This window comes from Sphingobium sp. 15-1, from assembly GCF_013375535.1.
In the GTDB taxonomy this organism is placed as follows: domain Bacteria; phylum Pseudomonadota; class Alphaproteobacteria; order Sphingomonadales; family Sphingomonadaceae; genus Sphingobium; species Sphingobium aromaticivastans.
The window spans coordinates 1,765,372-1,777,657 of sequence record NZ_JABXJG010000001.1; the positions used below are offsets into that span (position 1 = coordinate 1,765,372).

The 12,286-nt window shown below is 60.7% G+C and carries 9 protein-coding genes and 1 pseudogene; 6 read left to right on the forward strand and 4 right to left on the reverse strand.

The window, feature by feature from the left end:
• Positions 1-113: 113 nt before the first annotated feature.
• Entirely contained in the window at positions 114-938 is an 825-nt protein-coding gene (locus HUK72_RS08270) for a helix-turn-helix domain-containing protein (RefSeq protein WP_176596363.1), read from the reverse strand.
• Positions 939-1,284: 346 nt separating this feature from the next.
• Between HUK72_RS08270 and HUK72_RS08275 the strand changes: the two genes are divergently transcribed.
• The 3 genes and pseudogenes from HUK72_RS08275 (at position 1,285) to HUK72_RS08280 (ending at position 4,953) form a co-directional block, all read left to right on the forward strand.
• Complete coding sequence (locus HUK72_RS08275; RefSeq protein WP_176596364.1) at positions 1,285-3,723, forward strand: TonB-dependent receptor; 2,439 nt, start codon at positions 1,285-1,287, stop codon at positions 3,721-3,723.
• A 180-nt stretch (positions 3,724-3,903) separates the two neighbouring features.
• Positions 3,904-4,164, forward strand: a pseudogene (locus HUK72_RS27615) (alcohol dehydrogenase catalytic domain-containing protein); the annotation flags it as partial.
• A gap of 75 nt (positions 4,165-4,239) precedes the next feature.
• On the forward strand, positions 4,240-4,953 hold the full coding sequence (locus HUK72_RS08280) for a zinc-binding dehydrogenase (protein WP_369805984.1): 714 nt from the start codon (positions 4,240-4,242) through the stop codon (positions 4,951-4,953).
• A gap of 149 nt (positions 4,954-5,102) precedes the next feature.
• On the opposite strand, the gene HUK72_RS08285 is transcribed toward HUK72_RS08280, so the two are convergent.
• The 3 genes from HUK72_RS08285 to HUK72_RS08295 all read right to left on the reverse strand — a co-directional run bounded on the left by HUK72_RS08285 (position 5,103) and on the right by HUK72_RS08295 (position 9,100).
• Positions 5,103-6,599: an aldehyde dehydrogenase gene (locus HUK72_RS08285; RefSeq protein ID WP_176596366.1), complete on the reverse strand. Its 1,497-nt coding sequence runs from the start codon at positions 6,597-6,599 to the stop codon at positions 5,103-5,105.
• Between the two features lie 49 nt (positions 6,600-6,648).
• The gene (locus HUK72_RS08290; RefSeq protein ID WP_218035932.1) at positions 6,649-7,695 is read right to left on the reverse strand and encodes an amidohydrolase family protein; all 1,047 of its coding nucleotides are present in this window, start codon (positions 7,693-7,695) and stop codon (positions 6,649-6,651) included.
• A gap of 259 nt (positions 7,696-7,954) precedes the next feature.
• Positions 7,955-9,100, reverse strand: coding sequence for an amidohydrolase family protein (locus HUK72_RS08295; protein WP_176596367.1), 1,146 nt, complete (start codon positions 9,098-9,100; stop codon positions 7,955-7,957).
• Positions 9,101-9,349: 249 nt separating this feature from the next.
• Here HUK72_RS08295 and HUK72_RS08300 point away from each other — a divergent pair, with 249 nt between their 5' ends.
• The 3 genes from HUK72_RS08300 to HUK72_RS08310 all read left to right on the forward strand — a co-directional run bounded on the left by HUK72_RS08300 (position 9,350) and on the right by HUK72_RS08310 (position 12,211).
• On the forward strand, positions 9,350-9,997 hold the full coding sequence (locus HUK72_RS08300) for an alpha/beta fold hydrolase (protein ID WP_176596368.1): 648 nt from the start codon (positions 9,350-9,352) through the stop codon (positions 9,995-9,997).
• A gap of 61 nt (positions 9,998-10,058) precedes the next feature.
• On the forward strand, positions 10,059-11,690 hold the full coding sequence (locus tag HUK72_RS08305) for a transposase (RefSeq protein ID WP_176596369.1): 1,632 nt from the start codon (positions 10,059-10,061) through the stop codon (positions 11,688-11,690).
• Between the two features lie 185 nt (positions 11,691-11,875).
• Entirely contained in the window at positions 11,876-12,211 is a 336-nt protein-coding gene (locus HUK72_RS08310) for an alpha/beta fold hydrolase (RefSeq protein ID WP_176596370.1), read from the forward strand.
• Positions 12,212-12,286: the final 75 nt, after the last annotated feature.

Below are 12,286 nucleotides of genomic sequence, written 5' to 3' on the forward strand. Positions count from 1 at the left end.
CCCAGTTCAGACGATGCGGTGATCCACTAAGGGCGGGACTGGGCTCCTGCCTTCGCAGGAGCACGGTGCACTTAATGGCAACTAATGGCCATTCAACCAAATCTCCGCAAATCTTAGTCATCGATGACCGGCGGAAAGGCGATGCGCCCTCCGGCGCCCACCTCCCGCGCATGCCCCTGCGACTGGGCGAGATAAGCGCTGGGCGGCATGCCGAAGACGCGGTGGAACATCGCAGTGAAAGCGCTAGGGCTTTCATAGCCGACGTCGAAGGCCACCGTGGTGATCGGCTGGCCCGACGCAAGCCGCGACAGCGCCGCCATCAGGCGCACCTGCTGCCGCCAGACGGCCAGGCCAGCGCCCGTTTCCTGCCGGAACAGCCGGGTGAAGGTGCGCCGCCCCATCCCCGCCACGCTGGCCCAATCGTCAATATCCCGCTGGTCGGCCGGATCGTCCAGCAGCGCGCGGCAGACCCGGAGCAACCGCCGGTCCGCCGGCATCGACAATTCGCTCGGCGTGCTGGGCATGCGCTCTATCTCTTCCAGCAGCAGGCGGGCGATGCGCCCTTCCCGCCCCTCCAGATCATAGCCGGGCGGAAAATGGCCAACCTCAAAGATCAGTGCCTTCACCAGTTCGGACACTTCGAACACGCGGCAATGCTGCGGCTGCCGGTCGAGCAGCGGATCGATATAGAGTGTGTAGGAGGACACCGGCGCCCGGCAGAACACTTCATGCATCATGCCGGCGGGAATCCAGATGGCGCGATAGGGCGGCAGCATGAAGCTGGACGTTTCCGTCGTGACCGACATGACCCCGGCGGCCGAATAGGAGAGCTGGGACCGCGGGTGACTGTGCAACGGATCGATGAATCCCGAAGGATATTCGTCCGCAAAGCCCATGATGGGCCGCGTTTCGAGCGGATAATCCGCCGATTTCTTCATGACCGAACCATAGCCCGAATGCAGGTCAATCTCCCGCCACTGTCAAGCCGTAAACTGACGCCCTGCGCCTTGTGACGGATCGTTTATGGAACCGCGCTGTCGCTGGAGCCTGACGAAACGGCGCAGCGTGAACCCGATATGGCCGGAGCCGCCAGCCGGTTGGCCAGCCTGATCGATGCCGTCCTGGCATCGACAAAAGACGCTTGCTATCTTGCAACCAACGCGGCGTCCGCTAACCGGAAAATACGGGGTTCGACCGCCAAGATCATGGCGTGTCCACATGGACTGCGATCATTATCGTGTGAGATGATCCACGACAAAACAACAAGATTTGGGAGGGGATTATATGTCCGGATTTTCAAACGACCATATCGTGGCGAAGCTTCTGACTTCTTGCGCTCTGATCTGGACGCCGCAAATTGCCTGCGCTCAGGCGGCGGGCGACAACGAGACCACGGCAGTGGGCAATAGCAGCGGCCAAGCGATCAAGGCGCAGTCCGATGCGCGATCTGACATGATGAGCGATATTGTCGTCACCGCGAACAAGCGGAGCGAGAACATCAACCGCGTCGGATTGTCAGTCACCGCCCTGCCCGCCGAGGCGCTGGCGGAGCGCAAGATCGTATCGCTGGCCGACATCGCCCAAGCGGTTCCCGGCCTTACCTTCGCCCAGACCGCATTCGATACGCCGATACTGACGCTGCGCGGCGTCGGCTATAACAGTTCAGCGGTGGGCGCCTATCCTGCGGTGAGCGCCTATATCGACCAGGCGCCCCTGCCCTTTCCGGTACTGGCGAGCCACGCCGCCTATGATCTTGAGCGGGTGGAGGTGCTCAAGGGCCCGCAGGGCACCCTGTTTGGGGCAAATTCCACCGGCGGCGCGATCAACTTCATCGCGGCCAAGCCGACCTCGGCCTTCCAGGCTGGCGGCGATGTCAGCTACGGCAGGTTCAACCGCATCGACGGCAACGCCTTCATCTCCGGCCCGCTGGCTGAGGGGCTTTCCGCGCGCCTTGCGGTCACCGGCGCAACCAGTGACGGATGGCAGGTCAGCACCAGCCGGCCTGGCGATCACAATGCACGTTCCCGCTACATCGCCGCGCGCCTTTTAACGGACTGGACCGTTTCCGACCGCATCCGGATGACGCTGAACCTCAACGGCTGGATCGACTCCTCACAGCCGCTGGCTCCGCAATTCATCGGGCTTCAGCCCCAGGCGCCAGCCTTCACCAAACCCGTGGAGCTGGCTTATCCATTTTCGCTCCAGCGGTCCCGCGCCGCTGACTGGTCCACCGGCGCCTTCACGCCCCGCGGCAAGCGCGAAATGTTCCAGGCGGCGCTCAACGCCACGGTTGATCTGACGGACGCAGTGACTTTGACGGCGATCAGTTCATTCGCCACCTTCGATCAAAGGCTGCAAGTCGACAATGACGGCACGGCGCTGAGCCTGAGCGACTTCAATGAACGCGCTTCGGTAAATTCCTTCACCCAGGAACTGCGCCTGGCCAATGACGCCTCATCCTCATTCCGCTGGGTTGCGGGCGGCAACTATGAACACAGCCGCACATCTGACCTTTACACGGCGACCTTCTCCAATCAGTCGAACAGCAATCCCACGCTGAACGACATCTTCTCCTCAACCAACACCACCAGCCAGCGGATCAACAATTACGCGGTCTTCGGAAACGCGGAATATGATCTGAATCGGCTCGTGACGATCAAGGCGGGGGCGCGGTACACGAAGTCGGTCAATAAAGGCGTCCTTTGCAGCATCGACGCCGGCGATGGCCGGACAGCGGAGTTGTTCAACATCGTCGGTTCTGCGCTTGGCACAGTGGCATTCACGCCGATCGGATCGAGCGGCCCGGCCAAAGGGCGATGCTATTCGCTGACCAGCAATCTTGTACCAAAGGGCGCGCCGACGCTGAGCACCCTTTCCGAAGACAATATCTCCTGGCGCGTGGGCATTGACGTCAAGCCGTCATCCACCACGCTGATCTATGCCAATGTCTCGCGCGGCTACAAAGCCGGCAGTTTCCCCGTCACGCCGGCGACGTCCGACGTTCAAAATCGTCCCGTGACGCAGGAGTCCGTCCTGGCTTTCGAAGCGGGTTTGAAAGCGGATTTCCTTGACCGCGTCGCGCATGTGAACGCCGCCGCCTTCTACTACAACTACAAGAGCAAACAGCTTCTGGGCAAAGTGAACGACGCCATTTTCGGGCCGATCGACTCGCTGGTGAATGTCCCGAAGTCGCGGATTTATGGCGCCGAAGCGGACCTCATGATCCGGATCGGAGGGGGCCTGACCCTAAGCGGCTCCGTCACCTATCTGAATTCGCGGGTTCTCCAGTATAGCGGCCCCAGCGTATTCGGCGTCGCGACCGATTTCAAAGGCAACCCCCTGCCCTTCACGCCCACCTGGACCTATGGAGCCAATATCGATTACCGGCCGATGCTTTCCAACGGCGGCACGCCCTTCATCGGGATAAGCGTCCAGGGCCGTTCAGGACAAGATACCGCAATCGGCGGCAGCCAGCTTGCAGTGCCTCAAACCGTGGGGACTCGCCTCCTGCCGGGTCTCGTCCACCCCTTCACGATCAATCCCTATGCCACTGTCGATGCCAGAATGGGATATGAAGCGCCGAATGGTCGATGGAAAGTGACCTTGTTCGGGAAGAATATATTGAACAAATATTATTGGAATAACGTGCTGTATAATGAAGCCATCACGCGCTACCCCGGAGCGCCCGCCACCTACGGGATAACGCTGGGGTTCAAGATCTGACGATCGCGCCGGGGTCCGACATCAGGCGGCTGTTCCAGTTGAAGACACGACGTCAGACCAGGACGGACCCTATATTTCAACGATGATGCGTTATTTGCAGCATCCAGCGAGAGAATAAAGACTATGCCGGATTCCGCCAGACATGTCTGCGCCGCGGTCACCCGTTCCCTGGGTGGCCGCATGTCGTTCGAAGACTTCGAACTGGGTGAGACGCGTGGCGATGAGGTCTTGGTCAAGATAAGCTCTGCCGGAATCTGTCATACCGATATAAATTTCCATAGCGGACATTATGGGATCGATCTGCCGGTCGTGCTCGGACATGAGGGCGCGGGCATCGTCGAAGAGGTCGGCTCCCTGGTTCGCAATATCTCGGTCGGTGATCGGGTCATCCTCACCTTTGGAACCTGCGGCGATTGTTCTCCCTGCAGAACCGGTCACCAGGCCTATTGCACCAGTGTTCCCGAGCTGAACCTTGTCGGCAATCGGCTCGATGGAAGTTCCGCGTTCGGCAATGACGTGCGCAGTCACTTCTTCGGACAATCATCCTTTGCGACACGCGCCATCGTCCCCGCCGCGAACATCGTCAAGGTGCCGGATGATGCGCCGCTCGACCTGCTGGGGCCTTTGGGCTGCGGAGTTCAGACGGGCGCCGGCGCCATATTCAATTCGCTCAAGGTGTCCGCCGGCCAATCGCTGGCGATCTGGGGTGCTGGCGCGGTGGGGCTCAGCGCCCTCATGGCGGCCGTTGTCGTTGGCGCCTATCCGATTTTCATGGTGGACCGGAACAGCGAGCGGCTGAAGCTCGCGTCGGAACTGGGCGCCACCTTCACCTGCGATGCGACCAGCGAGGATGCCGTGGCGCAGATCAGAGCCGAGTGCGGCCTTGGCGCAAACTTTTCCATCGAGGCGGCCGGGTCGCCCGCAGCGCTGAAGCAGGCAGTCGCGGCGCTCGGCCCGCTTGGCGTCTGCGGCATGGTAGGCGGCGTCGGAGCCGGAACTGAAGCCAGCTTCGATTGGCAGCATGTCCAACTGCATGGCATAGCGCTGCGCGGCATCATCGAGGGCGACTCCACGCCTTCGGAAATGATCCCGATGCTCATCGAGCTGCATCGGCGCGGCCGCTTCCCGTTAGAGAAGATCGTCCGCTATTATGATTTCGTCGATATAGACACGGCATTTGCCGACGCGGCATCGGGCGCGGTCATCAAGCCCATTTTGCGGATGCCCTGATCCCGGATTCCCTCATGAGCGGGCGACGCCCGTTGCGAACGCCGACACAACCATATCAGGGCGAGATGTCCCGATAGGATCGTGCCGGCGGTGGTCCTTATCGGCTCGAACCGAAGCCGGGAGGGATGTATCCCCCCGGGCCGGGCGTTTTACCTGTAGGCCAATGGCGCGTCGTCCAGGAGCATGGTCTTCGTTTCGAGATAAGGGTGAAGCCCCTGGACACCGCCCTCACGACCAAGACCGGACTGCTTATATCCGCCAAAGCCGATGCTGAGGTCCATGCGCAGATTGTTATGGCCGACATTGCCGGCTCTCAGCCTGCCTCCCATATCGCGGGCCCGGTTGGCATCGGCGGTGAATATGGAGGCGTTGAGGCCGTAAATGCTGTCGTTGGCGATGTCGATCGCCTGCTCCTCGCTGTCCGCAGGAATAACGCTCAGCACCGGCCCGAAAATCTCCTCCTGCGCGATGGTTTGCCGGTTGTCGACATTCGAAAAGACCGTCGGTTCGATGAAATATCCGCGATCGAGATGCGCCGGACGGCCGCCGCCAGTCACCAGCGTGGCGCCCTCTTCCTTGCCCTTCGCGATATAGCGCTCCACCTGATCGCGCTGGCGCTCCATGGCGAGCGGTCCCATCTGCGTGGCGGGGTCGAAAGGATCACCCACGCGCACGGCGGAAAATGCCGCCGCCAGCGCATCCGCAAACTCGTCGTGCCGGCCACGCGGCACGACAATGCGCGTGAGGGAGGCGCAAACCTGCCCGGTCAGAAGGCATTCGGCATTGGCCAGTGTGCTCGCCGCCTGATCGAAATCCGCATCGTCGAGAATGATGGCGGCCGACTTGCCGCCAAGCTCCAGCGTCAGCCGAGCGATCCGCTCGCCGCAGATAGCGCCGATCTTGCGGCCTGCCGCGGTCGACCCGGTGAAGGCGATCTTGTCGATCCGCGGATCGCGCACGAGGCGTTCGGACACCTCCCGGTCGGCCGTGACGACGTTGATGACGCCCGCTGGCAGTCCAACCTGTTCCGCGATCTCTGCCATCAGATAGCCGGCGCCCGGCGCCTCGGGCGAAACCTTGATGACCATTGTGCAGCCAGCCAGCAAAGCTGGGGCAACCTTGAGGGAAATGAGGTCCAGCGGCGCGTTCCAGGGGATGATCGCGCCGACCACGCCCACGGGTTCATGGACCAGCAGGCCGAACCGGCCGCCCGGCGTGGGCGAAGGTTGGGGCGGGATCACCTGCTCGAAGGGAAACGTCTCCGCAAGATCGGCATAGAAGCGATAGAGCATCGCATTGGTCGGTATCCTGGCTTGAGCGACCCCATGGACCACCCCCGATTCACGCGGCCAGATCTGCGCATAATCGGCCGCCCGCGCTTCCAGCGCATCCGCGATGGCATAGAGATAGGCGGCGCGTTCGCGATGAGTCATGCGTTGCCAGGGGCCGCGGTCCAACGCTGTCCGCGCCGCATGGATCGCGAGCTCCATGTCTGCCGCCTGCGCTTCAGGCACGGAGAAATAGCGTTGCTCGGTGATCGAGTCGTAAACCGCAATGGTCGATCCGGAGCTGGGCTTGACCCAGTCACCGCCAATGAAGAAACAGTCATGTTTGTGAAGAGGAACGGCGGGAATTGTCAGGGACATTGAAAAGGATCCTTGGTTGGAGGCTGATGATTTCGTTCTGGAGTCGCCATCAGGCGCGCAGGCGCAGCAGCTTTTCGGCGTTGCCGTGAGCGATCGCTTCGCGTTCGGCCTCGGTTATCGGCAAGCCTTCAAGCCAGGCGCGCGCGCCAGTCAGCGTCATCCACGGATAATCCATCGAGAAGATGATCCGGTCGGCACCGACCACTTCCCGCAGGAACATCATATGCGCCGTGTTCAACATGCCGCTGGGCGTCACGAAGACCTGATCGCGATATGTCTGGAGAATGCTGCGGCTTAGGCCTGTCAGGGCGATGGGCAATGTCTCATCGAGGCGGTGGAGATAATAAGGCACCATCTCGCCCAGATGCCCGCTGATGATCTTCAGGCCGGGGAAGCGGTCGAGCACGCCGGAAACGATGAGGCGCACGACTTGCAGGCCAGCCTCATGGTGGAAGCCCCAGCTAAACATGGATAGCCGGTTCGTCACCTCATTCTCAAAGCCCGAAAAATAAAGCCTTTGCACGTCCCGCATCGGCGGGCCGGGATGCAGGTAGAGGGGAACCTGCAACGCCTCCAGCTTCTCCAGAATTGGCGCAAATCGCGGATGGTCGAGAAATGTGTCTACTGCCGGAAGCCCCGCAAGCATCGTCCCTGTCAGGCCGAGTTCGCCCGCACTGCGTTCGATCTCCGCGATGGCGTGCTCCGGCGATTGCCACGGGAGGAGCGAGAAACCCGCGAAGCGATCGGGATGCTGCGCGACGGCGGACGCCATACGATCATTTGCCGCGCGAATACCGGCAACCGCCGCCTCCACTGGAGCATATTGGCAGTAGATGGGGTAGGACAGAACCTGCATGTCGATGCCGAACTCGTCCATTTCCGGAATGCGCGCGGCCATGGGAGCAGCTTCGATCTCCTCGGCCCGCCGGGGCGCTTCGCATTGCGGCATGCCGTTCGCATGGGCTTCCGGATCGTCCTGGAACGTAATGCCGTAATCGGCCAGATAGGACGCTTGCCGGGCAAGCTCCGGCCATGCAGCCTCCTTCAAACCTTTGTCGGTTGCGTGCTCTTCGATGCAGATGATCTTCAAAGGCATGGGTGCGCCACTCCTGCTTGACGGCGCGGCCGTTCATCTCTGCGGACTTTCAATGTCCCAGCCAGACCGTCGCCGCTTGTTGTCATGATGAATTTGCTGTCGCCAGAAGGCCATGCTTCTAAGCATGTTATATTTTGGCCAGCGTCCAAAGCTTGCCCCCGGCCCGCCACGCCACGTTAAAAGGGCGCGCCTGTAAAGACAGGCGCGCCCCCACCTGGCAAGCGATATGCCGGCTTATAAACGCGAGGGACGTCAGCTATCAGAAGTTGAACAGCTTCTGCGCCGTCCGACCCAGCACCTTCGCGGCATTTTCTTCGCCCAAGGCGTCGATCACGTCCTGGATCGCCTTCCAGCCGTAACCGAGCGTACCCTCAGGATGAGGATAATCCGGCGTCCACATGACGCGGTCGACTCCGACACTGTCGATAATCTTCAACCCCAGCGGATCAGACATGAACGACACATAGCAGTGGTTCTGCCAATAGTGGCGCGGCGGATGCGCAAGCTTCCAATCCGAAATCCTAGCTTGGCTCGCATAGGCGATCTCAGCGTCATGCAGACAGGACGCGGCCCAGAGAATGCCCGCCTCCTGGAATGCCACCTGAAGACTGGGATGACGGTCGAATATGCCGCCGAAGATCAACTGCGACAGCGGCTTGCGAAGACCGGCGAAGTTCAGCATCGTGCTGATCGGATAACCGCCGCGGCCATCCGCGAAACTCTCACCGATGTGGAAGTTCACCGGCAGCCCAGCTTCCTCGATCGCCGCCCAGCATGGCTGCATATCGTCGTCCTGATACACAATCTCCTTGCCCTGAGGATTCTTCCCGGGGTTGTTGGGAAGCACGATCGACTTCAGTCCCAGTTGCTTAATATGCTGCACCGATTCGACGAATTTACCGACATCCCAGAAGGCCGGGAAACCAACACCAAAGAAACGGCCATTGGATTTAGCCTGAAGCTCGGCAACATATTCGTTATAAATCCTCAGCATCCACTCCCGGACCTCGAAGTCCGGGTAGAAAACCGCTGCGAAAAATCCGTTTGGAAACACCATCTCCTTCTCGATACCTTCGATATTGAGGTCGTGAAGGCGTGCATTCATGTCGAAACAGCCGGGAACAACATCGAAGGTAGCGAATATTTTCTCGTAGAATTCGGGCAGAAGCGATTTCCCGTTGAACCCGACATGCCAGGTTCCGTTGCTCTGCCACACGTGGGGCGCTCGATCCTTAAGATGCTCGGGGAACCGATCGATGAAGATGTCTTCCGACAGCGACCAGTGATTGTCGGGAGCGACAATGGTCATGCCCGCAGGCAGGCGCCGCGACTTGCGATCTTCGGGAGTCCGATCGCACGGAAACCCTATATCGATCACGTGCTTATAATCATATGCTTCAAGCATGGGAGTACCTCTCGCAGTTTATGCATAGCCATGACGCCGCGTCGACCCGCCGGGCGGAAAGCGACAACAAGGACATCTGCATCAAATTTATGAGCTGGACTGGTGGTGCGACAATGCGTGATCGTCCGTTTGTTTTCTTCGATCGTTCAAGGATCTCGACTTCTTGATGCCCAGCAGGCATCGATGCGAGATGGATGCGATCTTGGAAGAAATGATTGCGAAATTCATCAGTCATGCTGTCGGTGACATGTGACGGAAATCACCCCTCACCTGACGCCGCCGGGTCAGTGCAGGCGCGAAGGCCAGGCGTTGCCCCATATCAGGCGGCATCTGGCGCGTGAAACATTCGCCCTCTCAAGAGAAGCGACGGGTTCGCGATTTGGGAGTGCAAACATCCCTAAGGAAGTTCTTACGATGAGAAACGAGACACTTCGGATAGCATCCGGCGAGTATTTCATCTCCACTCAAGTGGTTGGAAATGGTCCGCTGATTGTCCTGATGCACGGATTTCCTGAACTCGCGCTTTCCTGGCGGCACCAGATAGGACCGTTGGCGAATGCGGGCTTCACTGTCGCCGTTCCGGACATGCGCGGCTATGGAGCATCCTCCAAACCGACGCACGTGAGCGCCTATGGTTTCGACTCGATCGCGGACGACATAGCGGCGATTGCCGACGCCTTGGGTCATGACCGCTGGGTTTCGATCGGCCACGACTGGGGGTCCATCATCTCCTGGCGGACGGCGCTGCGCTTTCCCGAACGCACGGCGGGTGTATTCGCATTGAGCGTCCCCTATCGGCCCGCACCCGATGAGCCGATGACGGATTTCACGTCGTCAGCGTCGGACTCATTCAGCTACATCCGCTATTTTCAAGAAGTTGGCGTCGCGGAGGCGTAAGCGGGGCAAATTTCCGTGCAGGGGTCTTTTCAAGCTTCACGGTTTGTGATTCACACTTTGGATGACTCCCGGTGGATCTGGCCCTGACGACGATGGCGGTTTTGCCGATTTACGCCGTGTGGTTGGTGCGCTGGCGGCGCAGGTGAAGTCGCTTCAGGATTCTCAGGACGAGCATGCTGCGGTAGTAGCACTGAAAGATGCCGAGATTGCGGCCCTGAAGGACGAGATCGCGCGGCTGAAAGGGCTGCCGCCGCGACCGAAGTTCAAGACGAAGCCATCGGGGATGGAGCAGGCAACATCGAAGCCGAAGAGCAAGAAAGGCCGTAAACGCGGCCGGGGATCGGTGCGTGACAAGCTGGCTGTAACGTCAGAAGTGAAGCTGAAGGCGGATGCGCCTGCCGGATCGAGGTTTCGCGGCTACGAAGACGTGCTGGTGCAGGATCTGAAGATCAGCGTCGAGGTGGTCCGCTATCGCCGGGAACGCTGGGAGGCGGCGACGGGCGAGCGGATATTGGCGCCTCTGCCGCCGGGCATCCTGGGTGGCTTTGGCTCCGAGCTTCGCCGCTTCATTGCCGCAGGTCACTTCCAGGGGCAGATGACGAGTGAACGGCTGACAGCCATCTTGAACGGAATGGGCCTGCAAATCTCCAAGCGGCAAGTTGTCCGTCTTCTGAGCAGGGGACTTGAAGCCCTGGTGGCTGAAGATCAGGCCGTTTTGCGCACAGGACTGGAGACCGCCCGGTGGATCAGCGTCGATGACACCAGCGCTCCCCATGCCCGGCGCAATGGCTATGTCACGCAACTGGGTGACCAGCGCTTTGCGGTGTTCCGGAGTGGCGTGTCCAAGTCCCGTGCCGCCTTTCTGGGTCTGCTCCAGGCCGGGCGCAGCGAGCATGTCGTCAATGACGTGGCAGTGGCCCGGATGCGCGAGATGAACATGGCGGCGGCCCAGATCGATGCCCTTGCAAGCCATGGTGACAAGCGCTTCGCTTGTGCCGAGGCCTGGGCTGCCCACCTTGCGGCGCTGGACTTCGACAAGCTCAACGTCCAGCCCGATCCGGTCAAGGTCGCTACCGAAAGTGCCCTGTGGGGTGCCATCAGCGAACAAGGCTTGCTGGGCGACACGGCGATCGTCTCCGATGGTGCCGGCCAGTTCCGGGTCGGAGACAATCATGCTCTGTGCTGGGTCCATTGCGAGCGGCTGGTGCACAAGCTCCAGCCCAGCTCGAAGAAAGATCGTGACGCCGTCGAGCTCAAACGCACCCTGATCTGGTGGCTTTATGCCGACCTCAAGGCATGGCAGCGCTATCCCGATCCCAAACGGGCCAGAGCCCTGCGGGTCCGCTTCGACCGTATCTTCACCAGGCGCACCGGTTACGTGATGCTCGACCGGCTGCTCACGCGCCTCCATCGCCAGAAGGCACAGTTGCTTCGCGTCCTCGAGCGCCCGGAAATCCCCCTGCACACCAATGGTTCGGAAAACGATATCCGCGCCTTCGTCACCAAGCGCAAAATCTCCGGCGGCACCGTCAGCCAGGCCGGAAGGATCGCCCGCGACACCATGATTGGCCTGCTCAAGACATGCGCCAAGCTGCGCATCTCTTTCTACCAATTCCTCGGCGACCGCTTCGCTGTCCCCGGCGCACCACACGTCCAATGGCTACCAGACCTCGTCCGGCACGCCCCAGCCTGAACGCCCGGGAATCTGCCCCGGTTACCGCGGAGGCCGAACTCGGACGCGATCCGCGCGCCGCGCTCAAACAGATGTTCTTCGTCGGTTCGGGCGATGCGCCGCAGGACGAATGGATCAAGCCGCGGCCAGCAGGGAGCGGTCTTTTGGAAGGTTGGGCTACGCCCCCAGAGGGTCCGCTCTCCTTCATGAGCGACGAGGTTCTTGATGAATATGGCCGCACGTTCAAGGAGGGCGGGTTCTTTGGGCCGGTGTCCTGGTATCGCAACATCGGCTCCGACTATTACGAGATGCACGCCTATCCCGATCAGCGGATTCATGTGCCATCGGCCTTCCTTTGCGGCGACAAGGAAGTGGCCCTCTCCATGTTTCCCGAAGGACTTGAAGTGCAGCGCCAGTTCGTGCCGGGACTTCGCGTCGAGAAAATCCTTCCGGGCGCCGGCCACTGGATTCAGCAGGAGCGGCCGTCAGAGGTCAACGAGGCGATCATCGCATTCCTGTCCGACATCCGGTCGCAGATATGATTGCAGCCGCCTCGGCTCGGTCGCCTAAGACGTGCTGCAAAGCTTAGCAAGCTGACGGCCGCACAACCTGCTCTC

Coding starts and splice junctions, on each gene's coding strand:
- HUK72_RS08270 (WP_176596363.1), bottom strand. CDS start 938: ATGAAGAAATCGGCGGATTATCCGCTCGAAACGCGGCCCATCATGGGC.
- HUK72_RS08275 (WP_176596364.1), top strand. CDS start 1,285: ATGTCCGGATTTTCAAACGACCATATCGTGGCGAAGCTTCTGACTTCT.
- HUK72_RS08285 (WP_176596366.1), bottom strand. CDS start 6,599: ATGTCCCTGACAATTCCCGCCGTTCCTCTTCACAAACATGACTGTTTC.
- HUK72_RS08290 (WP_218035932.1), bottom strand. CDS start 7,695: ATGCCTTTGAAGATCATCTGCATCGAAGAGCACGCAACCGACAAAGGT.
- HUK72_RS08295 (WP_176596367.1), bottom strand. CDS start 9,100: ATGCTTGAAGCATATGATTATAAGCACGTGATCGATATAGGGTTTCCG.
- HUK72_RS08305 (WP_176596369.1), top strand. CDS start 10,059: ATGACTCCCGGTGGATCTGGCCCTGACGACGATGGCGGTTTTGCCGAT.
- HUK72_RS08310 (WP_176596370.1), top strand. CDS start 11,876: ATGAGCGACGAGGTTCTTGATGAATATGGCCGCACGTTCAAGGAGGGC.